The sequence below is a fragment of the Isoalcanivorax indicus genome (genome assembly GCF_003259185.1).
Lineage (GTDB): Bacteria > Pseudomonadota > Gammaproteobacteria > Pseudomonadales > Alcanivoracaceae > Isoalcanivorax > Isoalcanivorax indicus.
This window is the reverse complement of sequence record NZ_QGMP01000001.1, coordinates 2,114,648-2,138,807: the sequence shown is the minus strand read 5'-3', so window position 1 is coordinate 2,138,807 and position 24,160 is coordinate 2,114,648. Positions and strand designations below refer to the sequence as shown.

Genomic DNA, 24,160 nt, shown 5'->3' with positions numbered 1-24,160 from the left:
CGTTACAGGTTACTCAACGTCCGGCAACTTGTATTCGTGCGGGTTCTCCATCATGTGCATGTTCAGCGGCGGACTCAACACGTTGGTCAGGTTGTGGTCGGTCACCCGGCTGAACCGGCGGCGATGACGCTCGAAGGCGCGGAAGCTGCGGTAATGCTGGTCGTACAGGTGCGCTTCCTGCAGTCGTTTGAACGCGTACATGGTGTCCAGGGCGTCCATCGACCAGGTGGGCGTGTAGCGGGTGGCCTTGTTGAGATAGTCGATGGCCTGGTTGAGGTCGCGCTTGCGGCTCATGTACATGATCGCGTTGGCGTACTCGTAGTTCAGAATGGGGATGTCCGGCGCCATTTTGAACGCCTTGCCGAAGGATTCGTCCACCACGGTGCTGCGGGCGCCGTAGGTGATGCGGCCAGTGGCGCGGCCGACGCGGCGCATGATGTTGGCGTCTACGGCGGCGCGGAAGGCATGGCCCAGCGGATGGTCCGGGATCAGTTCGACGATTTCTTCCGCGTTGTCCTTGATGCGGCCGATATAGCCACGCACCACGATCACCGGCACCGGTGATTCTTCTGCGATCCGGGCGATGGCATAGGCGTAGCCGAGCTTGGTGAAGGCGACCAGTTCGGCGGCGATGGGGTCGTTTTCGGCGCGTTCGATCAGGTCGATATGCTCGCGTACGCGGTTGGCCACGTCCTGCAGCATCATGTATTTCTCGGTCTGCCGGTCAGCCAGATAGATGGCATAAGTGATCTGCGCGAACATGGCCGGATAAAGGCCCATGATGCCCAGTTTCAGGCCCGCTTCCCGGGCGTCCTGGAAATCGCCACGCAGGAACAGGCGCCATACCTCGATCAGGCGGCGACTGAGGTCCTCATAGCCCTGGAAATTCTCGATGCCATTGAGCATCTCCGGGTAGTTGGAGCCCATGTATTCCAGGTAGCCGGCGGACGGAAAGGGCGCGCGCACACCGACCATGAATTCATCCCAGCGTTGTTCGATTTCGGCGTGGGAATAGTCAAAGAAGCGCTTGTTGTAGGGCACTTCGTTCCAGCGCACCAGGAAGATGCGTTCATCGACGGGAATGTCGATGTACGAGAGTTCTTCTGCGGTCACTTCGTCGCTCTCGTCATCGGGGCCGTCGTCGTCAATCAGGCCGTAACCGAGGCGGGGCAAGGCGGAGAGGGCAAGACTCAAAGCAAGCAATAGCGCGAGCCAGCGGGCTCCGGCCGAAACAGAGGTCGTATCCATGGTCTGGGACTCTTTTGGCTGAATAGCGTAACGCTTTTATTTTTTTATCCGTCGGCGAGGGGCCAACGGAATCAGAGGAACCATGCCACAGTCCTGGCGCATTTGAACAGACCGTCCAGCCCCGCACGCGGGGTCCAATTGGGACAATCGTACGGTATTGACGGTGGCGGCCCCCCGGGGGAATGCGACATCAGGATGACGAATTTATTAAAATCAAGGAGTTGGTGCTTGAGTGGCGGACAAGCCCGGCGCCAGAGGGGGGAGAGGAACGGCGCCGGAAGTTCGTCGGATTATTGTAACCGGGGCGAGTCAGCCGCCGTGGCGCTTGAGGATCTCTGCGTAGGCCGCATGACGGACATGCTGGCTCACGATACTGGCCAGGGTACGACCCTGCGGGTCGGTGGCAGCCGGGTTGCGGCCGGCGGCGGTGAAAAAGCCCAGGAAGCGGTCAAAGTCTTCTTCGCGCAGGCTGCGGTAAGCGCGCTGCAAGGCATGGAAGTCTGCGTTCAGGCCGCTTTCCGGTTCGATGTCCAGAAACACCTTGATCTGCTCGTCGGTCATCGGTTCGCCGATGACTTTCTTCTTGTCCTTGCGTTCGCTCATGCCGGGTTGCTCTCTTGTCGTGCCTGCGGTCGGGGTTTCGCTGTGCGGGCGGGGATTATCCGGCCCCGTGCGCAGGGATTCAACCTCGCATCCGGAAGGGGATCTGGTGACGGGTCATCAGGCCGCCGATGGTGATCAGCACGCGCACCATGGCCACGAAGGGGTCGGGGATCACCAGGCGCAGGCGGCGGAATTCATCCATCAGCGTGCGCAGGTTGTCCACCAGGGTGTCGTCGCGGGTCTGGGCATCAACCAATGCCTGAGACAGTGCCTGCAATCGTGCCTCGTCCACACCGCCGAAGCCGGCGGCCTCGAACAGGGGCTGCAGCGGTGCCTCCCCCTGGCCCAGCAGGCGCATCAGCAAGGCGGTGTACTGCAGGCGTGCCTCGGGGGTCAGGTTTTCCACGGCCCCCATATCCAGCACTGCCAGAGTGTCCGGGGCGGTGACAATGAAATTGCCCGGGTGCGGGTCGGCGTGGAACAGGCCGAATTCCAGGACCTGCTGCAAGGTGCTGTCGAGCAGGGTTTCCAGCAGAGGACGAATACGCGCATCGTCCTCGCTTTCCAGTACCTGTGACAGGCTCGGGCCTTCCATCCACTCGGTCACCAGCAGGCGTTCGCTGCACAGTTGCGGGAAGACTTTCGGTACCCGGATGCCGGCGCGGTGGGGCAGGGCGGCAAAGGCTTCCAGGTGGCGCGCTTCTTCGGTGAAATCCAGCTCACGTTCGGTGGTGGTGATCAGCTGGTTGACCACCTGGCGCAGGTCGATTTCCCGCAGCAAAGGTGCCAGCACCCGGCTCAGCGCACGCAGAGCGGCGGCATCTTCGTAGAATTCCTGGCGTACCCGGGGCAGTTGCAACTTGACCGCGACTTCGGTGCCGTCGGCCAGGCAGGCGCGGTGTACCTGGGCGATAGAGGCCGAGGCGACCGGAATAATGTTGAAGGCGCTGAAGGTCTGCGCCCAGTCCTTGCCGAGCAGTTCTTCCAGCCAGGGCTGCACGTCATCGAAATGGGCGCTGGGCGCGTCCTCGCGCAGGGCGGTGAAGGCCGCGATATAGGGCGGCGGCAGCAGATCCGGGCGACAGCTCAGGAACTGGGCAAACTTGATCCAGGCGCCGCCGTTGCGCCGACACAGCGCGGCAAAGGCATCGGCCACGTCCTGATGCAGCGGCATGCGGTCGGCTTCGCTGCTGGCACGCAACAGGTCCCGATGCAGCCACAGGGCCTGCTGCAACTGGCGAATGGTGCCCAGCACCCGTACATAGCGACTGCGCCCGTGCCAGATGAGACGCGGCGTGCTGGCCGCTGGACGGGCGGATGATGATGGCATAGTGACTCCCCGGTGAGGCTTCTTTATGACATAAATCCGGGGAGAAAGTCTAAGGGCCCTCTTCCTAGAGCCCGAGCACCTGTTTGGCGATGATGTTCCGCTGAATCTCGTTGGAGCCGCCATAGATGGTGGTGGCGCGGGTGTTCAGGTAGGTCGACAGGACGGGTACCCCGGAGACTGGCCCGATGGCAGACGCGTTGCCCGCAGTGGCCGGGTTCAGGGCCTGGGGCTGCCAGATTTGCGCCCAGCTGCCCAGCGCCTCGATGGCCATTTCGGTGACCTGTTGTGAGGCTTCCGAGCCGATGATCTTCAGCATGGAGGAAATGGCGCCCGGGTTCTGGCCGCTGGACAGTGCCGACATCACCTTCAGTTCGGCAGCCTCCACAGCGCGCACGCTGACTTCGGCGCGGGCCAGTTTGAGGCGGAAGAGTTCGTCGTCAATCGGCCGCTCGCCCGGTTGTCCCTGGGCGGCCAGATGGCGCACCTTGTCCAGCGACACTTGCAGGCGCGGGCTGTAGGCCTGGCCGCCGCGTTCGAATTCGAGCAGGTATTTGGCCACGGTCCAGCCGTCGTTTTCCTCGCCCACCACATTGGCCACCGGTACGCGTACATCCTCGAAGAACACCTGGTTCTGTTCGTGCTCGCCGCTGATGCTGATGATCGGATCGATGGTGATGCCGGGGGTGTTCATGTCCAGCAGCAGGAAGGTGATGCCTTGCTGGGGCTTGCCGTCGCTGCGCGTGCGTACCAGCAGGAACATGTGGCTGGCATGGTGGGCGTAGGTGGTCCAGATCTTGGAGCCGTTCAGCACATAGTGGTCGCCGTCGCGATCGGCTTTCAGTTTCAGTGAGGCCAGGTCGGAACCGGACTGAGGCTCGGAGTAGCCCTGGCACCAGAAATGCTCGCCGCTGAGCATGCGCGGCAGGTATTCGGCTCGCTGGGCGTCGGTGCCCTTGCCGATCAGGCAGGGGCCGCACATGTCCAGGCCCATGGGCAGCAGGCGCGGTGCATCGGCAGCGGCCGACTCTACGGCATATATATAGTGCCGGGTGATGCTCCAGTCGGTGCCGCCAAAAGCCTTTGGCCAGCTGGGGGCTGCCCAGCCCTTCTTCTCGTGCAGGATACGCTGCCAGGTCATGGCGGCATCGAAGTCCGCGAAGACGCTGGTCATCAGGGCGCCGGCGCGGCGCAGGTCGGCACTGAGGTGCTCATTGAGGAAGTCGCGGACTTCCTCGCGGAACTGCTGGTCTTCCGGAGACAGAACAAGTTTCATGTCGGGCGTATCCGTGGCTGAAGGCAGAATCTGGCGTGGGGCAAAGTTAGCAATACTCGGGCCTCATGACCACCGGGTCACTCGATTGGGAGGGACATTTTTTGCCAGATTCGTGGTGCTCCTGGCCAGGGAGGCCTCAGCGTTGCCCCCCGAGGGTGCGCTTGAGGCCCCGTATCAGCGTGATCCTGTCCTCACGGTTGAGCATTTCACCGATCACCCAGTCGCGGGCGTGGCGGCGCAGCGCCAGATGGGGCAGGTAAAAATCGTTATCGGGGATATGGCTGTGCAGATGCAGCCCGTAGCGCTCGAGCGAGATGGTCTCTACCGGCCCGCGCCGCCCCCGTGCAATGTCGACGCGCTCGGGTGTCAGGGTAATGACCTCTCGCCAGCAGGTGCGCTGGTTGGCGTACCACAGGGCCCATATAAGCAGCGCCGCTTCCGCGCCGCAGAAGGGCACCACCAGCCAGGCACCGATCCACAGAAAAAACAGCATCATGGCCAGAGAAAAGCCCAGGACGATCAGGATGAGGCCACGAATCTGCGCCCAGCTTGCCGAGCGATTGGGCAACAGTACGAAGCGCTCGAACTCGGGTGCCTGCTCATGAATGACCATGGGAGCCCTGTCAGGTCAGCCGCAACGGTACACAGAAAGATAGCATCACAGGACGTGACGGAAGGGGCAAGTGGTGGGGCAGGGCGCGGTACGGGGCGTTGGCCCCGTACCGCGAGGCCGCTTAGCTGGCAGCCATGTCTTTCAGTTTCTTCAGCGGACGAATCTTGACCGCGATGCTGGCCGGCTTGGCCTTGAACACGGTTTCTTCGCCAGTGAAGGGGTTGATGCCCTTGCGCGCCTTGGTGGCGGGCTTCTTCACGGTGGTGATCTTCATCAGGCCGGGCAGGGTGAACTGACCTGCGCCACGCTTTTTCACATGGCCTTCGATGATCCCGGTCAGCTCTTCCAGTACCGCAGACACCTGCTTTTTGGTCAGACCGGTGGTTTCGGCGATGTTGGCAGTAACTTGCGTCTTGCTCATCGGCTCAGTGATCGGCTTGACCTTGCGGGCTGCCGGTGCGGCGGCGGCTGCGACTTTCTTTGCAGCCGGTTTCTTGGCGGCGGTTTTCTTGGCGGCGGCTTTCTTCTTTACGGCCATTGCTGTGCGTACCCCTGTTGGTTGATGCAGCTGCGTCGAGCAGCCGGTTGTCGACGTTGCCCGGGTTATTGGAGAAGGCTGTCCGGGCAGGTCCTGGTGTGTCTGAGTCTGTCCTTGAACGACCCGGAAGCCTGTATTCAAGCGGCTTCCGCGCCAGTTATATGCCATGGCGCAGGTGTCAGCAAGCGTCCGGGCCCTGTTTTTCAGGGTTTTTTTGTATTTTTTCGGTTGAGGGGGCAGGGGGTTGCCCGTGCCGGAGGTCGCCGCCTGGCGCGGGCTGGCCCGGACAATGCGTTGGCATGGCTGCGCGCGAGGTGAATCGCTATACTATTGCGCCTTTCGCGGCTCCCCGGGCCGCGCCGTCAGATCCAGCGGAACGAGATGTTATGCGAAGCCATTACTGCGGTGACTTGAGAGCCTCCCACGACGGGGAAGCGGTGACATTGTGCGGCTGGGTGCATCGCCGCCGTGACCACGGGGGGGTGATCTTCCTCGACCTGCGTGACCGCGCCGGGCTGGTGCAGGTGGTATTCGACCCGGATACGGTAGAGGCCTTCGCCCTGGCAGATCGCCTGCGCAGCGAGTATGTGGTGCAGGTCACGGGGCGGGTACGGCTGCGCGATGAAGCGGTGCGTAACAGCCGTATGAGCACCGGCGACATCGAGGTGCTGGGCACCGCGCTGACACTGCTGAACACGGCTGAAACGCCCCCGTTCGAGCTGGACGAGTACAGCCAGGCCGGGGAGGAGGTGCGCCTCAAGTACCGCTACCTGGATCTGCGTCGTCCTGATGTACTGGCCAACTTCCGCTTCCGCTCGCGGCTGACGGCTGCGGTGCGCACGGCGCTGGAAGCACAGGGCTTCATGGATGTGGAGACCCCGATCCTGACCAAGGCGACGCCGGAAGGCGCGCGCGATTACCTGGTGCCCAGCCGCACGCATCCAGGCAGTTTCTTTGCGTTGCCGCAATCGCCACAGCTGTTCAAGCAGCTCCTGATGGTCGCGGGCTTCGATCGCTATTACCAGATCGCCAAGTGCTTCCGCGATGAAGATCTGCGTGCCGACCGGCAGCCGGAGTTCACCCAGATCGATCTGGAAGCCTCCTTCGTGACCGAGGAAGACGTGATTCAGGTGGCCGAGACCATGGTGCGCCAGGTATTCAGCCAGTTGCTTCAGGTGGAGTTGCCCGCCTTCCCGCGCATGCCGTTTGCCGAGGCCATGCGCCGTTTCGGTTCTGACAAGCCGGACCTGCGCATTCCGCTGGAGCTGGTGGACATTGGCGATCTGCTCGCCAAGGTGGAATTCAAGGTCTTTGCTGGCCCGGCGAATGATCCGAAAGGCCGGGTGGCCGCCTTGAACGTGCCGGGTGGCTGCGAGATGAGCCGCAAGGAGATCGACGACTACACGAAATTTGTCGGTATTTATGGCGCCAAGGGGCTGGCCTACATCAAGGTCAATGATCTGGCGGCGGGCAACGATGGCCTGCAGTCCCCGATTCTCAAGTTCCTGACCGATGACGCCATTGCCGGCATTCTGGAACGCACCGGCGCCCGGACCGGCGACCTGATCTTCTTCGGCGCCGACAAGGCGAAGATCGTCAACGAAGCACTGGGCGCGCTGCGCGTGCGTGTCGGCCACGATCGCAATCTGGTCGAGGGCGACTGGGCGCCGCTGTGGGTCGTGGACTTCCCGATGTTCGAGGAAGATGACGACGGCCACTGGGCGGCGCTGCATCACCCCTTCACCATGCCTTCCTGCTCGCCCGACGAACTGGCGGCCAACCCGGGGGCCGCCCTGTCGAAAGCCTATGACATGGTGCTCAACGGAACCGAGCTGGGTGGGGGGTCCATTCGTATTCACGAGCCCACCATGCAGCGTGCCGTGTTCAAGGCGCTGGGTATCAGCGACGAAGAAGCTGAAGAGAAATTCGGCTTCCTGCTGGATGCGCTGAAGTTTGGCGCGCCGCCGCACGGTGGCCTGGCGTTCGGTCTGGATCGCATGGTGATGCTGATGACCGGTTGCGAGTCGATTCGCGACGTGATCGCGTTCCCGAAAACCCAGACGGCGGCCTGCCCGCTGACCCAGGCCCCGGCCGAGGTGGCGCCGAAGCAACTGCGCGAGCTGGGCATTCAGCTGCGCAACCTTGAGAACAAGGACCGATAATACGAGGTTGGTATGGCCGGTCACAGTAAATGGGCAAACATCAAGCATCGCAAGGCGGCCCAGGACGCCAGGCGTGGCAAGGTGTTCACCAAGCTGATTCGTGAAATTACCGTGGCCGCCCGTCTGGGCGGTCCGGAGCCGAACGACAACCCGCGTTTGCGCGCGGTGGTGGACAAGGCGCTGACCGCCAACATGACCCGCGACACGATTGATCGGGCGATCAAGCGTGGTGCTGGCAGTGACGACAATGCCGACATGTCCGAAATCACCTATGAGGGCTATGGCCCGGGCGGTGTAGCGGTGCTGGTGGAAACCATGACCGACAACGTCAACCGCACGGTGTCCGACGTGCGCCATGCCTTTACCAAACATGGCGGTAATCTGGGCACCAACGGCTCGGTGGCCTACCTGTTCAGCAAACGCGGCGAGGTATTCCTGGAGCCCGGCCCGGACGAGGATGTGCTGCTGGAGGCCGCCCTGGAGGCCGGTGCCGAGGACGTGCAGACTCATGATGACGGGTCCTTTACCGTGATTACTGCAGCGGACCGCAGCTTCGGCGAGGTGGTCGATGCCCTCAAGGCGGCCGGTTTCGAACCGGCCAATGCGGAGGTCACCATGCACCCGGGCACCGAGGCCGACGTGGATGCGGAGATCGCGCCGAAGGTGATGAAGATGATCGATCACCTGGAAGACCTGGACGACGTGCAGAACGTCTACACCAATGTGCGCTTCCCGGATGATTTCGAAGGCTGAGCGCCGTCCGGGTCCGGTAGCGCTTGCATACTGTCCATAAGTTGAGTATCAATGCCGCATGACGCGCATTCTCGGCATTGATCCCGGATCCCGGTTTACCGGTTACGGCCTGATAGACCAGGTTGGCCAGTCCTCGCGCCTGGTCGCCTGCGGCACCATCGCCACCCGGGGTGACGATATTGCCCCGCGCCTGGGGCAGATATTCCGTGAACTCAATGACGTGGTTGGCGTGCATGCGCCGGTCGAAGTGAGCATCGAGAAGGTATTCATGGCGCGCAATGCCGATTCGGCGCTGAAGCTGGGTCAGGCACGGGGCGCTGCCATTGCCGCCGTGGTGCAGCATGATCTGCCCGTGTTCGAGTATTCGGCACGACAGGTGAAGCAGGCACTGGTGGGGCGTGGCGGCGCGGAAAAACACCAGGTGGCGCAGATGGTGTGTTATCTGCTGGGGCTGGAAAAAGCGCCGCAAGCAGATGCTGCCGATGCCCTGGCGATCGCCATCTGCCATGCGCATATGCGAGTCAGCCTCGCGCGCATGGCGGGCGCCACCGCCATACGCAGAAGAAGAATACGATGATCGGACGTCTCCGCGGCATCCTGCTTGAAGCCCGCCCGCCCTGGTTGCTGGTGGAGGCCGGCGGGGTCGGCTATGAAGTCGAGGCGCCGATGACCGCCTTTTACCAGCAACCCGTGCCGGGCCAGGAAATCATCCTGCATACTCATCTTGTTGTGCGCGAAGATGCACAGCTTCTCTATGGTTTTTCCGAGCGCTTCGAGCGCGAGCTGTTCCGTGCGCTGATCCGCGTCAACGGCGTCGGCCCCAAAATGGGGCTGGCTATCCTGTCCGGCATTGAGGCGGCGCGGCTGGTACGCTGCATCGAGGAGCAGGACACCACGTCGCTGGTGCGCGTGCCGGGTATCGGCAAGAAGACCGCCGAACGGCTGGTGATCGAGATGCGAGACCGGCTGGGGCGGCTCGAGGGCGCGCCGATTGTCCCGGGCCAGCCTGCCGTCAGCACGGCGGCTGTGGGCGCCCGGCAGGATGCGGTGGCGGCGCTGGAAGCGCTCGGGTACCGTTTACGCGACGCCGAACAGGCGGTGGCGCGGGTCGAGGATGACAGCCTCGACAGCGCCAGCATGATTCGGCTGGCCCTGAAATCACTGTCGCGCTGACCTGGCCGCGGAGCTGACACCGATGGATACCGAACGCATCATTTCCGCGCACAGCGCCGACGGCGACGAGCAGGTCGAGCGCGCTATCCGCCCCGCCAGTCTGGCGGACTACCGTGGTCAGCCGAAGGTCAGCCAGCGTCTCGAGATCTTTATTGATGCGGCGCGCATGCGCGGTGAAGCTCTGGATCACACGCTGCTGTTCGGCCCGCCCGGGCTGGGCAAGACCACGCTGGCGCATATCATTGCCCGGGAAATGGGCGCCGAGCTGAAAAGCACCTCTGGCCCGGTGCTGGAAAAAGCCGGTGATCTGGCCGCGCTGCTGACCAATCTGGAAGCGGGCGACGTACTGTTCGTGGATGAAATTCATCGCCTGTCGCCAGTGGTCGAGGAAATCCTTTACCCGGCGATGGAAGACTATCAGCTGGATATCATGATCGGCGAAGGCCCTGCGGCGCGTTCGATCAAGATCGAGCTGCCGCCCTTTACGCTGGTGGGGGCGACGACACGCGCCGGCCTGCTGACGGCGCCGCTGCGGGATCGTTTCGGTATCGTGCAGCGGCTGGAATTCTATTCGGTGGAAGATCTCACCGGTATTGTGCGCCGTGCCTGCGACATCTTCGCCCTGGATGCGGATGATGACGGCGCCGCAGAGGTGGCGCGCCGTGCACGGGGAACCCCGCGTATCGCCAACCGCCTGCTGCGCCGGGTGCGTGACTATGCCGAGGTCCGTGGCAATGGCCGCATCACCGGGGATATTGCTCGGGCTGCGCTGGATATGCTTGAGGTCGACGCCTGCGGTCTGGACGGCACCGACCGGCGACTGCTGACGACCATGATGGAAAAATTCGACGGTGGGCCGGTGGGGCTGGAGAGTCTGGCCGCTGCCCTGAACGAGGATGCCGGTACCCTGGAAGAAGTGGTGGAGCCCTACCTGATTCAGCAGGGCTTCATTCATCGCACGCCACGGGGCCGCCAGGTGACCAACCACGCCTGGCGCCATTTCGGCTTGCGGCCACCCGGGTCAGCGACGGCACCGGATCTGTTTGATGATTGAGTCGGTTCGTAAAACCATGACCAGTACCGGGGAATTCATACTGCCGCTGCGCGTCTATATCGAAGACACTGACGCCGGCGGCATTGTCTATTATGTGAACTACCTGAAGTTCATGGAGCGTGCGCGCACCGAGCTGCTGCGTAGTCTCGGGCACCAGCATTACACCCTGGCGGAGGAGGACTACCAGTTTGTGGTGCACTCCTGCGCCGTGCGCTACCACCGCCCCGCGCGTATTGATGACGCGCTGGTGGTGACGGCCACACTGAAGAAGGTGGGCCGGGCAGCGCTGGATTTTTTACAGCAAGTACGCCGCGATGGGGAATTATTGTGCGAGGCTGAGGTCCGTGTGGCCTGTGTCCGTGCCAGCGACCTGCGGCCGACGGCATTGCCCGCCGCACTGCGGGATGCCATGCAAGCTCAACGAGGAGAACGGGTAAATGGGTGACGGTAACAGTTTGTCCATGTGGTATCTGATCGCCAGCGCCGATCTGGTGGTGCAGGCGGTGATGCTGCTGCTGGTGGGCCTGTCGGTGGCGTCCTGGGCGATGATCTATCGCCGCTACAAGGTCATTGGTGGTGCGCGCCGTGCCGGGGCGGCCTTCGAAGAGCGCTTCTGGTCCGGTGAGGATCTGTCGACCCTGTACCAGCAGGTCAAGAAGTCCCCGAACCCGGAATGTGGCCAGGAAGCCATCTTTCGTGCCGGTTTCCATGAATTTGTGCGCTTGTCCAAGAGCTCCCGCGATGGCGATGCGGTGATGGTGGGGGCCCAGCGTGCCATGCGTGTGGCCCTGCAGCGCGAGCAGTCGCGCCTGACAGACAGCCTGCCGTTTCTGGCCACCGTGGGGTCCACCAGTCCCTATATCGGTCTGTTCGGTACGGTATGGGGGATCATGAATTCCTTCCTCGCGCTGGCCAATGTGACCCAGGCGAGTCTGGCCATTGTGGCGCCGGGCATCGCCGAGGCGCTGATCGCGACCGCCATGGGCCTGTTTGCCGCTATCCCGGCTGTGGTCGCCTATAACCGCTATGCGTCAGCCACCGACAGCCTGGTGGGCGACAGCGAAATGTTTGCCGAAGAGTTTTCCTCGATCCTGCATCGCCAGGCCCATGGGCGGGGAGAAGGCTGATGATCAAGGTGCGCGCGCCACGCAAGCTGGTGGCCGAGATCAATGTGGTGCCGTACATCGACGTGATGCTGGTGCTGCTGATCGTGTTCATGATCACCGCGCCGATGCTGACGCAGGGTATTCAGGTGGATCTGCCACGCACCAGCAGTGACCCCATTTCTGTCGATGATGAACCGGTGATTGTCAGTGTGCGCCGTGACGGCGGCTACTATATCAATATCGGTGAGAACCAGCAGACCACGGCCTCGCTGGATACCCTGAGAGGACATGCCCAGCGCATTCAGCGCAACGCGCCACAGACCCTGTTCCTGGTCGAGGGCGATACCCAGGTGCCTTACGGCAAGATCATCGAACTGATGGCGGCGCTGCAGAGCGCGGGCATCGAGCGGCTCGGGCTGGTCACGGAACCGCCGGATCGGGCCGATTGATGAGCTGGCGTGAGCATGCCCCGGCGATCGGCTTTTCACTGGCACTGCATGTGGCGGTGGTGGCGCTGGTGGGCGTTACCTGGTTTGGCACCACCGCGCGGGAGATCAAGCCCAGTGCGCCCCGGCATGTGCAGGCCGTGGTGATCGAGCGGCCTGCGGCGGCGCCGCCGCGCGCCCAGCCGCAGCCGCAACCGCGCCCCCAGCCTCAGCCTCGTCCTGAGCCACGCCCTGAGCCACGGCCCGAGCCGCCGGCAGAGGTGCCGCGCCCGCGTCCTGAGCCGCGCCCCGAGCCCCGGCCTGAGCCGACACCGCAACCGAAGCCGGAACCCAGGCCTGAGCCGAAGCCCGAGCCCCGGCCTGAGCCGCGCCCGGATTTCAGCCAGCCCGATCTGGATGCGTTGCTGGCCGAGGAAGAGATGGCGCTGTCGCAGCGTGATCGCGAGGACCAGGCGGCGGCCGACAGCGCCCTCACCGATACTGCGGGGCGTGCATTGGGCGACAGCGCCGAAATGGCAGGCTATGAGCGCGATATCCGTAATGCCGTGAGTCGCCGCTGGACCCGGCCGCCGAGTGCGCGCAACAACATGGAAGTCCGCTTGCGTGTGCGCCTGGCGCCCGGTGGTGATGTGCTGGACGTATCGGTGATTACGCCCAGCGGTGATGGCGCGCTGGATCGTTCTGCCGTTGCTGCGGTCAGAAACGCAAGCCCGCTGCCGGTGCCTTCCGGTCGCGAGTTTGAAAATTTTCGTCAATTTGATTTCCTGTTCCGACCGGAGGATATGCGGTTGTGAGAAAGTTGCTGCTGATGATGTTGCTCGCTTGCGCGAATATGGTGCACGCCAGTCTGGTGATCGAGGTTACCCAGGGGCGTGATGATGCATTGCCGATTGCGGTGGTGCCGTTTGCCACCAGCGGAGGCCAGCCAGAAGAGGATGTTGCGTCTATTATTGCTGCCAACCTGCATCGTAGTGGCCAGTTCCGGCCGCTGGACAGCGGCGACCTGCTGAGTCGGCCTGCCCGCGGTGAGGACATCATATGGCGCGATTTCCGGGTCATGAACATGGAATACGTCGTGCTGGGCCGGGTAAACCGCCAGGATGACGGGCGTTACCGCGTCGAGTATGAGCTGCATGATGTCGCCCGCGGGGCGCGCATGATTGCCGCCAGCTACACCGGCAGCGCCAGCCAGCTGCGTGACATGGCGCACTCGATCTCCGACAAGGTGTTCGAGCAGTTGACCGGGATCCCGGGGGCCTTCGGTACCAAGATCCTGTACGTGACGGTGGACGAGCGGCGCAGTCAGCCGTTCCAGCTGCAATACGCCGATGCTGACGGGCATCGGGTGCAGACCATCCTGAGCAGCCGCCAGCCGATCATGAGCCCGGCCTGGTCGCCGGATGGCAGCAAGGTGGCCTACGTCTCCTTCGAGGGGGACGGCCTGCCGAAGATTTATGTTCACGAAGTGAACAGCGGCCAGCGTCGGGTGGTATCGCGCGAAACGGGCATTAATGGTGCGCCAGCCTTCTCGCCAGACGGTACGCGTCTTGCATTGACGCTGTCGCGGGACGGTGTCCCGGAAATATATACGCTGGATCTGGAAACCAATCGCCTGGTGCGACGGACAAACAGCCGCTCGATTGATACCGAGCCGCGCTGGCTGCCGGACGGCGAGTCGCTGGTGTTCACGTCGAGCCGCAGCGGCGGCCCGCAGATTTACCGTCTGGACCTGCGCGACGGCTCGGTGCGCAGGCTGACATTCGAGGGTCCGTACAACGCGCGGGCCGACGTGACGCCGGATGGCCGCTACCTGGTGTTCGTTCACCGGGTGGACGGACGTTTCCAGATTGGTGTGCAGGATATGCGGCGCGGCACCTTCAATGTGCTGACCGCATCAAATATGGACGAGTCCCCCAGTGTTGCGCCTAATGGAACTATGATAATTTATGGCACACAACAGGGGGGGGCAGGTGTCCTCGAAGCCGTATCCATCGATGGCAGGGTTCGTGTAAGGCTGCCATCGAAGGAAGGGGAAGTGAGGGAACCGGCGTGGTCGCCGTTCCTCTGACAAAGGGTTTTTTTCGGACCTACCAATGGGTAATAACAGGAGTTCTAGACATGCGCGCTTCATCCATCTTTAGCCGTTTTTCAGTCGCTCTGATCGCGTCTGCAATGCTGGTAGCCTGCTCCAGCACGCCGACCGAGGACGACACCTCCGCTACCGACCAGCAGGTCGAGCGTGACGCTGACACCCGTCCGGTGACCCCGGCCGAGCCGACGCGCCCGGATTACAGCCACATTCCGCTGACTGCCGAGGGTTACCACAACCATCCGTCTCACTATGACGGCACCACCAACACCCGCGTCATCTACTTCGCGTTTGACCGCTCTGAAGTCCCGGCCGCTGCGTTCGACAGCCTGCGCGCCCACGCCAACCACCTGAAGCGCAACAGCAACGCGCGCATCCGTCTGGAAGGTCACACTGACGAGCGCGGCACCCGCGAGTACAACGTTGCCCTGGGCGAGCGTCGTTCCAAGGCCGTTGAGCAGTTCCTGCGTGTACAGGGCGTGTCTGCTTCCCAGATCGAGACCGTCAGCTACGGCGAAGAGAAGCCGGCAGCGCGTGGCTCTGACGAAATGTCCTGGGCCAAGAACCGCCGTGTAGAGCTGAACTACACCGCTGGCCGTCCGTAAGGTCGTGCTGACACCGATGAAACGCCTGCTCGCAGGTCTGGTTATCGGTAGCCTGGCGGGGGCTGCGTTCGCGCAGCCCCCGACCGGGCCTTTATCCGTTGAGGATCGCGTCTATCCGCGGCCGCAGTCCGGCAGCCCCGCACCGCCCCATCAGGGCGCTGGCAGTGGCGGTCAGGCCGTGCCCCAGGATGGCCTGATGCTGCTGATGCAGCAGATGAGCCAGATGGAAGACGAGATTCAGCGCCTGCAAGGGCGTGTAGAAGAGTTGCAACACGAGCTCGAATCCGGCCGCCGTGCCGAACGCGAGCGCTATCTGGATCTGGATACCCGCATCAATGCGCTGGCAGAAGCCTCCATTGAGCAGGGTGAGCGCCAGACCGCCCAGGCACGTGGCGGTACCCGTGACAGCGCCAGCGCGGAAGATGACCGCGCCGCCTATGCGGCTGCCCGTGAGAAATTGCTGGGCCGACAGTTCGAGGAGGCTGGCAAGGCCTTTGAGGGCTACCTTTCCGACTATCCGAAGGGCCAGTTCCGGCCATTCGCCCATTTCTGGCTGGGTGAAATCTACCGCAGCCGCAGCACGCCTGATCGTGACAAGGCGATGCAGCAATTCCGTATCGTGGTGGATGAGTACCCCGACCACAGTCAGGTGCCTGCCGCCCTCTACAAATTGGCGACGTTGCAGGCAGAAACCGGCGACACCAACCGCGCCCGGGTAACCCTGAACCGCATTATCCGCCAGTACGAGGATTCCTCCGAGGCGCGTCTGGCGCGCAGCATGCTGGAGCAGCTCGGCGACAACAGCTGAACCCCGTTTCGGCCAGCTGTGATAGAATCGCCGCCCCTGTATTCTCCGGCATTCGGGCGAGTTCACCGTGGACCTGCGCATCACCGAGATTTTCCATTCCCTGCAAGGCGAAGCCCGCACCGTGGGCCGCCCGACGGTATTCGTGCGCCTGACAGGGTGCCCTCAGCGCTGTGTATGGTGTGATACCGAGTACGCCTTCCAGGGCGGCGAGAGGCGTCACCTGGGGGAGATTCTGGAGACCGTGGCCGGGTTTGGCGCCCGCTACGTCACGGTCACCGGCGGTGAGCCACTGGCCCAGCCGAACTGTCTGCCCCTGCTGACAGCCTTGTGCGACGCGGGTTACGAGGTCAGCCTGGAGACTGGCGGCGCGATGGATATTGCCGGCGTGGACCCGCGTGTGGTGGTGGTGATGGACCTGAAGGCACCGGCTTCGGGCGAAATGCACAACAACCGTCTGGCCAATATTCCGCTGCTCAAGTCTGTTGATCAGGTCAAGTTCGTGCTGGCCAGCCGCAGTGATTATGACTGGGCGCGCATGCAGATTGATCTGCATCAGTTGGCGACCCGGGTGCAGGATGTGCTGTTGTCGCCGGTCTGGGGGCAGCTGAAGCCGGCGGATCTGGCCGCCTGGATACTTGAAGATCGCCTGCCGGTGCGCTTCCAGATGCAGTTGCACAAGCTGCTCTGGGAAGATGCCCGGGGGCGCTGACAGCGAGGCTGACAGATGGAACATGCCAACGATACCGCCGTGGTGCTGCTTTCTGGCGGTCTGGACTCGGCCACCTGCCTGGCACTGGCCCACAAGGCTGGCTTTACCGTGCATACGCTGGCGTTCGACTATGGCCAGCGGCACCGGGCCGAGTTGCTGGCTGCGGAACGTATTGCCCAGGCGCAGGGCGCGGCGAGCCACCGGGTGATTCGTCTGGATCTGGGCAGCATCGGCGGCTCGGCGCTGACCGATACCTCCCTGGCGGTACCGGAAAACGGCGGCGAAGGCATCCCGATCACCTATGTGCCCGCCCGCAACACGGTATTCCTGTCGCTGGCACTGGGGCTGGCGGAAGTGCTGGATGCCAGGGCCATCTATATCGGGGTCAACGCCGTGGATTATTCCGGCTACCCGGACTGCCGCCCGGCCTTTGTCGATGCCTTCCGGACGCTTGCGGCGGTGGCGACCAAAGCCGGGGTGGAAGGGCACGGTCCCTTCATCGAAACACCGCTGCTGACCCTGAGCAAGGCCGACATCATTCGCACCGGTACAAAGCTTGGTGTGGATTACGGCCTGACCGTGTCCTGTTACCAGGCTGACGATCAGGGGCGGGCCTGTGGCCGCTGCGACAGCTGCCGCTTGCGCCGCGCCGGGTTCGACGATGCCGGGGTGCCTGATCCCACGCGATATCAGTCATGACAAACTAATTACCCGCTGCCCCTTGTAACCGGGCAAAAAATTAGTATCATTTGCGCCTCTTCGACGGGCCGTTAGCTCAGCGGTAGAGCAGTTGGCTTTTAACCAATTGGTCGATGGTTCGAATCCATCACGGCCCACCATCTTCAGAAACGCCCCGGCAGCTCCTGCCGGGGCGTTTTTGTTTGTGCCGCTGTTCCTTCACAGTCCGGTCACGCCCTGTACAGCTAGAATCATCTGTACAAGCAACGGGTGGACAGGTCATGAGCACGATTCCAGTAGGTATCAGCGCCTGCCTGACAGGGCAGACGGTGCGCCACGACGGGGGGCACAAGCACTCCCGCTATTGCACCGAGGTGCTGTCGCGCTGGTTCACCCTGCGCCCCTTGTGCCCGGAGGCGGGCGCCGGTTTGGGCACCCCCCGGCCCAGCATGCGGCTGGAACAGCGTGGCGAGGCCGTGCGTCTGATCAGTCCGCGTAACGACCATGATGTCACCGATGCCGTGATGGCGTGGAGCGCCAGCCAGCTGGATGCCCTGGCCGACCTGCGCGGCTTCATTCTGACAGCCAAGTCGCCCAGTTGCGGGATGAGCCGGATTCGGGTGTACAACCCGGAAGGGGATGTCGTGCGCCGTGATGCCAGCGGGCTCTTTGCTGTGGCCCTGATGCAGCGTTATCCGTTGCTGCCGGTGGAAGAAGCGGCGCGCCTGAATGATGACGCCTTGCGCGAGAACTTCATGGAGCGGGTGTTTCTTTACGATGACTGGTGCCGGCTGCGCGCTGCGGGTCTGAGTGCCGCCACCCTGCTGGATTTCCATACCCGCCACAAACTGCAGATGCTGGCCCATTCCCAGCAGGGCTATCGTGAGCTCGGGCGGCTGCTGGCGGATCTCAAGCGGGTGGATCTGAACGCCCTGGCGGACGAGTACATCGCCCGGGTCATGCACCTGATGCGACAGCGTGTCTCGCCCGGTGCTCATGTGAACGTGATGCAACATGTGCTGGGCTATTTTCGCCGCAATACGGATGCGGCGCTGCGCGAGGCTGCAGACGCCCAGATTGCGGCTTATCAGCGCGGTGAAGTGCCGTTGGTGGTGCCGCTGACGCTGCTGCGGCTCATGCAGCAACAGGCGCCGGATGCCTGGTTGGCGCGGCAACACTATCTGGCGCCGTACCCGGATGCTCTGGGCCTGAGGAATCGTCTGTGAGCGCGGCCGCCGAACCGTTGCTGTCGATCAGCGCCGCGGGTGCGCTGACGGGCGTGAATCCGGTCACCCTGCGGGCCTGGGAGCGTCGCTATGGGCTGTTGCGCCCACACCGCACGGAGCAGGGGCATCGGCTTTACCGCGATGCGGATGTGCAGCGCATACGACAGATTGTCCTCTGGCTGGACAAGGGCGTGGCGATCAGTCGCGTGCGCCCGTTGCTGGATGCCGAGCGCCCCGACATGACGGACATCGCCCCGGACTGGGCCGAGGCCGTGGAGGCGGGGCGTCAGGCGGCCATGGCGCTGGCGCCGCATCGTCTGGAGCAGCAGTTCAATCGGCTCGCATCTGAGTATCCGCTGGCCCGCGTGTTCAGTCACTGGCTGGCGCCCCTGCGGGCGACCCTCAAGGCACAGGCGGCCCTGCCCGGGGCCTGTGCCGCATCCGGGGTGCTTGAAACCTTTGTCCGGGCCAAGCTGGGGACACGGCTGCTGGCCGCCCAACGCCGCGCAGGCCGAACGCCGCGCTGGGTCATTCTGCCAATGGGACAGGGCACGGCCTTGGCGCCGCTGATGCTGGCCGCCCTGTGTGGCGAAGCCGATCTGCCCTGCATACTGTTACCGGGCATGCCACCCGCAGAAACACTGCGCGTGCTCGCACATCGCCAGGACGTGCAAGGTCTGCTGCTGGTGCTGCCTGCCGATATCACCGTTACGCTGTTGCGGCGTGGGTTGGGGGCGGCTGCACGGCACCTGCATGGCCGCTTGTGGGCCTGTGGCGAGGGGCTGCTGACACTGAACAGCCTGCCGGAGGGGCTGGTAGCGCTATCCGGCGATATGGATACCGTGGTGCAGAAGCTGGCACGACAACAGGGGGGTGCGTCATGACCACACTGGTGTGGTACCGCAATGACCTGCGCGTGCAGGATCACCAGGCGCTGAGCGCGGCGCTGGCCAGTGGCGAGCCGGTGCGCGCCCTGTATCTGTTGTGTCCGGCACAGTGGGACGCCCATGACGTCGCGCCCTTGCGGCGCTGGTATGTGCTGGCCTCGCTGCGTGAACTGGGCAGCAGCCTGGGTCGACTGGGTATCCCGCTGGACATCCTGGATTGTGGCGACTTCGCTGCGGTGCCGAGGACGTTGGCGGATTACTGCGGCCGCCACGCCGTCCGGACACTGTTCAGCACCCGTGAATACCCGCTGAATGAGCGTCGCCGCGATCATGCGGTGGTGGATGCCCTGCGGCCACTGGGCGTGGACCTCAAGGGTTTCGATGACGCGGTGCTGGTGCCGCCACGCAGCCTGCGCACCGGGCAGGGTACGCCCTATACGGTGTTTACCCCGTACCGTCGCCGCTGGGATGCGTTGCTGGCGGAGCAGCCGCCGACCTTGCCGTTGACGCCCGGGCCGACCCGTTCGACCCGCGCGGTGTCGTTCGAGAGTCGCGTGCTGGACAAGGCGCTGACCACACTGTCGCTGCCCGCCTCGATGACACAAGGCTGGCAGGCGGGCGAAAAGGCGGCGCTGGCGCAATTGAAGGCATTTGTTGATGGCCCCTTGCCGCACTACAAGCGTGACCGTGACATGCCAGCCTTGCCGGGCACCAGCCTGTTGTCCACCGCGCTCTCGGCAGGCACGCTCAGCGTGGCGCGTTGCTTTATTGAAGCAGATGCCCGGCGCAGCGCCGGGCGCGAGGGTGTGGCGACCTGGATCAGTGAGTTGGCCTGGCGTGATTTTTACCGGCAGATCATGGCCAATTTCCCGCATCTGGCCCGGGGCGAACCGTTCCGTCCTGAAACCGGTTTCGTGCAGTGGTCGGGCAACGACGAACACTTCCAGGCCTGGTGCGAAGGGCGCACCGGTTACCCGTTGGTGGATGCGGCCATGCGCCAGCTGAACAGCACCGGCTGGATGCATAACCGGCTGCGCATGGTCAGCGCCATGTTCCTGACCAAGAACCTGTTTATCGACTGGCGCCTGGGCGAGCGTTATTTCATGCAGACGCTGATTGACGGAGACCTCGCCGCCAACAACGGTGGCTGGCAGTGGAGTGCGTCCACCGGTACGGATGCCGCGCCTTATTTCCGCGTGTTCAGTCCGGTGCGGCAGAGCGAGCGCTTCGACCCGGAAGGCCACTTCATTCGCAGTCAGATCCCCGAGCTGGCGCATCTTGATGGCAAAAGCATTCACCAGCCATGGCGCAGCCCCATGCTGGCACCGGATTACCCGACACCTGTTGTTGCCCTGGACGGCGTGCGAGAGCGTGTTACCGCTGCATTCCAGGCAGCCCGGGATATCTACGACAACACTCATGACACCGATCATCACCGCAAGGGAGAAACCCGTTGAGCAAGAAAATCGCCATTATTGGCGCAGGTATCAGTGGTCTGACAGCGGCCTGGCTGCTCGGTCGTCGGCATCAGGTCACGCTGTTCGAAGCAGAACAGACGCTTGGCGGGCACACTCACACCGTGCCGGTAACCCGGCCGCACGGCGACTATGCGATAGACGTTGGCTTCATCGTTTTCAATGACCGCACCTATCCCCATTTCAATCGCCTGCTGGACCAGATCGGTGTTGGTCGACAAGACACCGAGATGGGTTTTGCCATCAGTTGCGAGCGCACCGGCGTTGAATATTGCGGCCGCAACCTGGCCGGTGTGTTCGCCCAGCGCCGCAATCTGGTGTCAGCGGCCCACTGGCGGATGATTCGTGACATCCTGCGTTTCAATCGTGAGGCGCCAGCCTTGCTCGACAACCAGGATGGCGAGTTGCCCCTGGGGGAGTACCTCCGTCGTGAGGGGTACAGTGAGCGCTTCATGAGCCACTATATCCTGCCCATGGGGGGCGCCATCTGGTCCTGCAGCGAGAAGCGCATGGCGGAGTTCCCGGCCAGGTTCTTCGTTCGCTTTTTCGATCATCACGGCTTGCTCAGCCTGAAGAACCGGCCGCAATGGCATGTGGTGCCCGGTGGTTCCTCGCGCTATCTGGACAAGCTGGTGCCGGCCATCAATGCCGAGATACGTCGCGGCTGCCGGGTGCTCGAGGTGACCCGGCAGAACGAGGGTGTGACGGTGCTCAGCGCCGCCGGCAGCGAGCACTATGACGAGGTGATCCTGGCCTGTCATAGCGATCAGGCACTGTCCTTGCTGGCGGATGCCGATGCACAGGAGCAACAGCGCCTGCGTGACATTCCCTACCAGGATAATGACGTGGTGCTGCATACCGACACTCGTCTGTTACCGCGCAGCCGCAAGGTCTGGTCGAGCTGGAACGCCCTGTTGCCGGAGATACCGGGCGATCTTATCCAGGTCACCTACAACATGAATATCCTGCAAGGCATCGAGGCGCCGGAAACCTTCTGTGTCACCCTGAATGCAACAGATCGTATCAATCCTGCGTCGATTATCAGCCGACACCGCTTTGCTCACCCGGTGTTCACCCCGGCGGGCATAGCGTCGCGGCATGCGATCGAGGCCGCCAACGGCGCACGTCATACCTGGTTCTGCGGCGCCTGGTGTCGCAACGGTTTTCACGAAGACGGGGTGGTGTCGGCGTTGCGCGTGGCGGAAGCCTTCGGAGAGACGTTGTGAAGCCGGAGCACGGGCTCTACAGCGGGTGCGTCTGGCATCAGCGTGAGCGCCCGGTAGTGCACCGTTTCAGCTACCCCCTGTGGCTGCTGGCGGTGGATATTGACGATACCGCGACGTTGCTGGCGCGACATCGCTGGTGGGGCCGGAAACGGCGTCCGGTAGTGCTGCGCGATCGCGATTATCTTGCCGGTGAGGCGAGCGGCGACAGGGGGTTGTCGGCGGCAGTACGTGACAAGGCTGCAGCGCTCGGGATGGACTGGCAGCAGGGGCGGGTGATCATGCTGGCGCAGCCGCGGTTGTTCGGCTGGCTGTTCAATCCGCTGGTGCTGTACTGGCATTTTGCCCCGGGCAGCCCGGTGCCGGATCAACTGCTGGCCGAGGTCAGCAATACCCCGTGGCACCAGACGCACTGGTATCCGCTGGTGCTGGCGCCTGCCGGGGGGAATGAATATACCGCAGAACATGACAAGGGTTTCCATGTGTCGCCTTTTATGGCCATGGCGCAGCGTTACCGCTGGACGGTGGTGCTGCATGACGCCAGCCTCACGGTGCGCATAGAAAACTGGGACAGCGATGGCAAGTTGTTCACGGCGGGCATGACCCTCGACCGGCAGGAGGCCGACGCCCTGAACATGGGGCAGGTCATACGGCGCTTTGGCTGGCAATCACTGCGAGTCAGCGCAGGCATTTATGCCCAGGCGTTCCGCCTGTGGCGCAAGGGGGTGCCGTTTCACGGGCATCCCGACAAGCAGTGACGTATTCACAGGTGGAGACAGGCAAATGGGGATGATGAAACTGCAGGATACGGGCGCGATACCGGATACCGGATTGCTGGACCGCGTCGCGCGGCGTTTTGTGCTGAAGACGCTGCGGCAGTTTCCTGCCGGGCAACTTGTCATCACCGAACCGGACGGCAACCAGACGGTCATCGGCCATGGTCAGCCCACCGGGCGGATCATGATGCACGACTGGCGCACCTACCGCATGCTGTTTACCGGCGGCTCCCTGGGTGCGGGTGAAGCCTTCATGGAAAAGCTCTGGAGCAGCGAGGACCTGACCGGCGTGATCCGTTACTTCGCCGCCAATGTCAGTGCCATGCAGGATCTGGAAAAGGGCGCCGCGCGGCTGTTCAGCCCATTGCTGGCTGTGCTGCACAACATGAATCGCAACTCGATCACCGGCTCCCGCCGCAATATCGCGGCACATTACGACCTGGGCAACGATTTCTTTCGTCTGTTTCTGGACGAAACCATGATGTATTCCAGTGCCATCTACGCCAGTGAGGACATGAGTCTTGATGCGGCGGCGGTGCACAAGCTGGATGTGATCTGCCAGAAGCTCAAGCTGGGTCCGGACAACCATTTGCTGGAAATCGGCACGGGGTGGGGCGGGCTGGCGGTGCATGCGGCCAGACATTACGGCTGCCGGGTCACCACCACCACCATCTCGGCGGAACAGCACAAGCATGCCTGTGAACGGGTGGCCGCCGAGGGGCTTGAGTCTCGTGTCACGGTGCTGGATCAGGATTACCGGCTGTTGCAGGGCCGCTACGATCGCATCGTGTCGGTGGAGATGATCGAGGCGGTGGGGCACCAGTATCTGAACAACTACTTCGGCAAGCTCGATGAACTGCTCACCGACGACGGCCTGATTCTGTTGCAGGCCATCACCATTCCCGATCAGCGCTATGCCTATGCCATCAGCCATGTGGATTTCATCAAGCGCTACATCTTTCCGGGCGGCTTCCTGCCGTCTCTGCGTGTGATGTGCGACAAGCTGTCCGTCTGCACTCGCATGACCCCCCTGGATGTGCAGGACATAGGCATCGACTATGCAAAAACGATTGCCGATTGGCGGGAGCGCTTCATGGCCGCCAGCAAGCAGGTGACGGCCCTTGGCTTCGATGGTCGCTTCCAGCGCATGTGGGAATACTATCTGTGTTATTGCGAGGGGGCCTTCCGGGAACGTGCCATCAGTACGGTACAACTGCTGGGAGCCGGGCCCGACTACCGACCGGGCCGCTGATGTCGGCAATACCCCCACCTATGCTATGATCGACCTTTCACGGTGCCCATAAAGCACCCTGGTGCCTGGCGCGATGCCGCGCCGGGCGCCTCGTGTCAACTTGTTGAAAGGGAAGCAAAACTTCCCTGTGATG

General features: G+C 63.1%; 26 protein-coding genes and 1 tRNA gene. 21 read left to right on the top strand and 6 right to left on the bottom strand.

The genetic code is table 11. From position 1 onward, the window contains the following. Positions 1-9: 9 nt before the first annotated feature. The 6 genes from DKW65_RS09785 to DKW65_RS09760 all read right to left on the bottom strand — a co-directional run bounded on the left by DKW65_RS09785 (position 10) and on the right by DKW65_RS09760 (position 5,605). Positions 10-1,248, bottom strand: a complete 1,239-nt coding sequence (locus DKW65_RS09785) for a hypothetical protein (RefSeq protein ID WP_211315765.1) — start codon at positions 1,246-1,248, stop codon at positions 10-12. A 309-nt stretch (positions 1,249-1,557) separates the two neighbouring features. Next, a complete protein-coding gene (locus tag DKW65_RS09780) occupies positions 1,558-1,851 on the bottom strand; it encodes a PA4642 family protein (RefSeq protein WP_111657062.1) in 294 nt (97 codons plus the stop codon). 79 nt (positions 1,852-1,930) lie between these two features. Continuing rightward, on the bottom strand, positions 1,931-3,181 hold the full coding sequence (locus DKW65_RS09775) for an ABC1 kinase family protein (protein ID WP_162925793.1): 1,251 nt from the start codon (positions 3,179-3,181) through the stop codon (positions 1,931-1,933). Positions 3,182-3,245: 64 nt separating this feature from the next. Beyond that, the gene (locus DKW65_RS09770) at positions 3,246-4,454 is read right to left on the bottom strand and encodes an acyl-CoA dehydrogenase family protein (protein WP_111657060.1); all 1,209 of its coding nucleotides are present in this window, start codon (positions 4,452-4,454) and stop codon (positions 3,246-3,248) included. A gap of 136 nt (positions 4,455-4,590) precedes the next feature. Next, positions 4,591-5,067: a DUF2244 domain-containing protein gene (locus DKW65_RS09765; RefSeq protein ID WP_111657059.1), complete on the bottom strand. Its 477-nt coding sequence runs from the start codon at positions 5,065-5,067 to the stop codon at positions 4,591-4,593. A gap of 121 nt (positions 5,068-5,188) precedes the next feature. After that, positions 5,189-5,605, bottom strand: coding sequence for an HU family DNA-binding protein (locus DKW65_RS09760; RefSeq protein ID WP_111657058.1), 417 nt, complete (start codon positions 5,603-5,605; stop codon positions 5,189-5,191). Between the two features lie 386 nt (positions 5,606-5,991). Between DKW65_RS09760 and aspS the strand changes: the two genes are divergently transcribed. The 21 genes from aspS to DKW65_RS09655 all read left to right on the top strand — a co-directional run bounded on the left by aspS (position 5,992) and on the right by DKW65_RS09655 (position 24,027). Beyond that, entirely contained in the window at positions 5,992-7,767 is a 1,776-nt protein-coding gene (gene aspS, locus DKW65_RS09755) for an aspartate--tRNA ligase (protein ID WP_111657057.1), read from the top strand. Positions 7,768-7,779: 12 nt separating this feature from the next. Continuing rightward, positions 7,780-8,520: a YebC/PmpR family DNA-binding transcriptional regulator gene (locus DKW65_RS09750; protein WP_111657056.1), complete on the top strand. Its 741-nt coding sequence runs from the start codon at positions 7,780-7,782 to the stop codon at positions 8,518-8,520. A 58-nt stretch (positions 8,521-8,578) separates the two neighbouring features. Beyond that, positions 8,579-9,097, top strand: coding sequence for a crossover junction endodeoxyribonuclease RuvC (gene ruvC / locus DKW65_RS09745; protein WP_111657055.1), 519 nt, complete (start codon positions 8,579-8,581; stop codon positions 9,095-9,097). Then, positions 9,094-9,693 (top strand): Holliday junction branch migration protein RuvA, encoded by a 600-nt coding sequence (ruvA, locus tag DKW65_RS09740; RefSeq protein ID WP_111657054.1) that lies wholly within the window; start codon positions 9,094-9,096, stop codon positions 9,691-9,693. Before ruvC ends, ruvA begins: the two co-directional genes overlap by 4 nt. Positions 9,694-9,715: 22 nt before the next feature. Next, positions 9,716-10,747 carry a Holliday junction branch migration DNA helicase RuvB gene (ruvB, locus tag DKW65_RS09735; RefSeq protein ID WP_111657053.1) on the top strand — a complete coding sequence of 344 codons (1,032 nt, stop codon included), beginning with the start codon at positions 9,716-9,718 and terminating at the stop codon, positions 10,745-10,747. Then, positions 10,740-11,192, top strand: a complete 453-nt coding sequence (gene ybgC, locus DKW65_RS09730) for a tol-pal system-associated acyl-CoA thioesterase (protein WP_111657052.1) — start codon at positions 10,740-10,742, stop codon at positions 11,190-11,192. The genes ruvB and ybgC overlap by 8 nt, the downstream gene beginning before the upstream one ends. Beyond that, positions 11,185-11,874: a protein TolQ gene (tolQ, locus tag DKW65_RS09725; RefSeq protein ID WP_111657051.1), complete on the top strand. Its 690-nt coding sequence runs from the start codon at positions 11,185-11,187 to the stop codon at positions 11,872-11,874. Before ybgC ends, tolQ begins: the two co-directional genes overlap by 8 nt. Further along, complete coding sequence (gene tolR / locus DKW65_RS09720) at positions 11,874-12,302, top strand: protein TolR (protein ID WP_111657050.1); 429 nt, start codon at positions 11,874-11,876, stop codon at positions 12,300-12,302. The genes tolQ and tolR overlap by 1 nt, the downstream gene beginning before the upstream one ends. Then, positions 12,302-13,093 carry a cell envelope integrity protein TolA gene (gene tolA / locus DKW65_RS09715; protein ID WP_111657049.1) on the top strand — a complete coding sequence of 264 codons (792 nt, stop codon included), beginning with the start codon at positions 12,302-12,304 and terminating at the stop codon, positions 13,091-13,093. Before tolR ends, tolA begins: the two co-directional genes overlap by 1 nt. Positions 13,094-13,110: 17 nt before the next feature. Continuing rightward, positions 13,111-14,367: a Tol-Pal system beta propeller repeat protein TolB gene (tolB, locus tag DKW65_RS09710; protein ID WP_425451943.1), complete on the top strand. Its 1,257-nt coding sequence runs from the start codon at positions 13,111-13,113 to the stop codon at positions 14,365-14,367. A 50-nt stretch (positions 14,368-14,417) separates the two neighbouring features. After that, positions 14,418-14,993: a peptidoglycan-associated lipoprotein Pal gene (gene pal / locus DKW65_RS09705; protein ID WP_111657047.1), complete on the top strand. Its 576-nt coding sequence runs from the start codon at positions 14,418-14,420 to the stop codon at positions 14,991-14,993. 16 nt (positions 14,994-15,009) lie between these two features. Next, complete coding sequence (gene ybgF / locus DKW65_RS09700) at positions 15,010-15,801, top strand: tol-pal system protein YbgF (RefSeq protein WP_111657046.1); 792 nt, start codon at positions 15,010-15,012, stop codon at positions 15,799-15,801. A gap of 67 nt (positions 15,802-15,868) precedes the next feature. After that, complete coding sequence (gene queE, locus DKW65_RS09695; RefSeq protein WP_111657045.1) at positions 15,869-16,510, top strand: 7-carboxy-7-deazaguanine synthase QueE; 642 nt, start codon at positions 15,869-15,871, stop codon at positions 16,508-16,510. A 15-nt stretch (positions 16,511-16,525) separates the two neighbouring features. Further along, a complete protein-coding gene (gene queC / locus DKW65_RS09690; protein ID WP_111657044.1) occupies positions 16,526-17,209 on the top strand; it encodes a 7-cyano-7-deazaguanine synthase QueC in 684 nt (227 codons plus the stop codon). A 65-nt stretch (positions 17,210-17,274) separates the two neighbouring features. Next, positions 17,275-17,349 (top strand) — tRNA-Lys (locus DKW65_RS09685). Positions 17,350-17,469: 120 nt separating this feature from the next. Further along, positions 17,470-18,414, top strand: coding sequence for a YbgA family protein (locus tag DKW65_RS09680; protein ID WP_111657043.1), 945 nt, complete (start codon positions 17,470-17,472; stop codon positions 18,412-18,414). Beyond that, positions 18,411-19,298 (top strand): MerR family transcriptional regulator, encoded by an 888-nt coding sequence (locus tag DKW65_RS09675; RefSeq protein WP_111657042.1) that lies wholly within the window; start codon positions 18,411-18,413, stop codon positions 19,296-19,298. Before DKW65_RS09680 ends, DKW65_RS09675 begins: the two co-directional genes overlap by 4 nt. After that, complete coding sequence (phrB, locus tag DKW65_RS09670; protein ID WP_111657041.1) at positions 19,295-20,758, top strand: deoxyribodipyrimidine photo-lyase; 1,464 nt, start codon at positions 19,295-19,297, stop codon at positions 20,756-20,758. The genes DKW65_RS09675 and phrB overlap by 4 nt, the downstream gene beginning before the upstream one ends. Beyond that, complete coding sequence (locus tag DKW65_RS09665; protein WP_111657040.1) at positions 20,755-22,002, top strand: NAD(P)/FAD-dependent oxidoreductase; 1,248 nt, start codon at positions 20,755-20,757, stop codon at positions 22,000-22,002. The genes phrB and DKW65_RS09665 overlap by 4 nt, the downstream gene beginning before the upstream one ends. After that, positions 21,999-22,757 (top strand): DUF1365 domain-containing protein, encoded by a 759-nt coding sequence (locus DKW65_RS09660; RefSeq protein WP_111657039.1) that lies wholly within the window; start codon positions 21,999-22,001, stop codon positions 22,755-22,757. The genes DKW65_RS09665 and DKW65_RS09660 overlap by 4 nt, the downstream gene beginning before the upstream one ends. Before the next feature lie 31 nt (positions 22,758-22,788). Beyond that, entirely contained in the window at positions 22,789-24,027 is a 1,239-nt protein-coding gene (locus DKW65_RS09655) for an SAM-dependent methyltransferase (protein WP_245932459.1), read from the top strand. Positions 24,028-24,160 lie beyond the last annotated feature (133 nt).

Excerpts from the sequence above, each read along its gene's own strand:
- queC (WP_111657044.1), top strand. The coding sequence starts at position 16,526 with ATGGAACATGCCAACGATACCGCCGTGGTGCTGCTTTCTGGCGGTCTG.
- tolQ (WP_111657051.1), top strand. The coding sequence starts at position 11,185 with ATGGGTGACGGTAACAGTTTGTCCATGTGGTATCTGATCGCCAGCGCC.
- ybgC (WP_111657052.1), top strand. The coding sequence starts at position 10,740 with ATGATTGAGTCGGTTCGTAAAACCATGACCAGTACCGGGGAATTCATA.
- tolB (WP_425451943.1), top strand. The coding sequence starts at position 13,111 with ATGTTGCTCGCTTGCGCGAATATGGTGCACGCCAGTCTGGTGATCGAG.
- ruvB (WP_111657053.1), top strand. The coding sequence starts at position 9,716 with ATGGATACCGAACGCATCATTTCCGCGCACAGCGCCGACGGCGACGAG.
- DKW65_RS09775 (WP_162925793.1), bottom strand. The coding sequence starts at position 3,181 with ATGCCATCATCATCCGCCCGTCCAGCGGCCAGCACGCCGCGTCTCATC.
- DKW65_RS09680 (WP_111657043.1), top strand. The coding sequence starts at position 17,470 with ATGAGCACGATTCCAGTAGGTATCAGCGCCTGCCTGACAGGGCAGACG.
- DKW65_RS09780 (WP_111657062.1), bottom strand. The coding sequence starts at position 1,851 with ATGAGCGAACGCAAGGACAAGAAGAAAGTCATCGGCGAACCGATGACC.
- ruvA (WP_111657054.1), top strand. The coding sequence starts at position 9,094 with ATGATCGGACGTCTCCGCGGCATCCTGCTTGAAGCCCGCCCGCCCTGG.
- DKW65_RS09760 (WP_111657058.1), bottom strand. The coding sequence starts at position 5,605 with ATGGCCGTAAAGAAGAAAGCCGCCGCCAAGAAAACCGCCGCCAAGAAA.
- DKW65_RS09655 (WP_245932459.1), top strand. The coding sequence starts at position 22,789 with ATGATGAAACTGCAGGATACGGGCGCGATACCGGATACCGGATTGCTG.
- ybgF (WP_111657046.1), top strand. The coding sequence starts at position 15,010 with ATGAAACGCCTGCTCGCAGGTCTGGTTATCGGTAGCCTGGCGGGGGCT.
- DKW65_RS09785 (WP_211315765.1), bottom strand. The coding sequence starts at position 1,248 with ATGGATACGACCTCTGTTTCGGCCGGAGCCCGCTGGCTCGCGCTATTG.
- tolA (WP_111657049.1), top strand. The coding sequence starts at position 12,302 with ATGAGCTGGCGTGAGCATGCCCCGGCGATCGGCTTTTCACTGGCACTG.
- ruvC (WP_111657055.1), top strand. The coding sequence starts at position 8,579 with ATGACGCGCATTCTCGGCATTGATCCCGGATCCCGGTTTACCGGTTAC.
- DKW65_RS09765 (WP_111657059.1), bottom strand. The coding sequence starts at position 5,067 with ATGGTCATTCATGAGCAGGCACCCGAGTTCGAGCGCTTCGTACTGTTG.
- DKW65_RS09770 (WP_111657060.1), bottom strand. The coding sequence starts at position 4,454 with ATGAAACTTGTTCTGTCTCCGGAAGACCAGCAGTTCCGCGAGGAAGTC.
- aspS (WP_111657057.1), top strand. The coding sequence starts at position 5,992 with ATGCGAAGCCATTACTGCGGTGACTTGAGAGCCTCCCACGACGGGGAA.
- pal (WP_111657047.1), top strand. The coding sequence starts at position 14,418 with ATGCGCGCTTCATCCATCTTTAGCCGTTTTTCAGTCGCTCTGATCGCG.
- DKW65_RS09750 (WP_111657056.1), top strand. The coding sequence starts at position 7,780 with ATGGCCGGTCACAGTAAATGGGCAAACATCAAGCATCGCAAGGCGGCC.
- tolR (WP_111657050.1), top strand. The coding sequence starts at position 11,874 with ATGATCAAGGTGCGCGCGCCACGCAAGCTGGTGGCCGAGATCAATGTG.
- phrB (WP_111657041.1), top strand. The coding sequence starts at position 19,295 with ATGACCACACTGGTGTGGTACCGCAATGACCTGCGCGTGCAGGATCAC.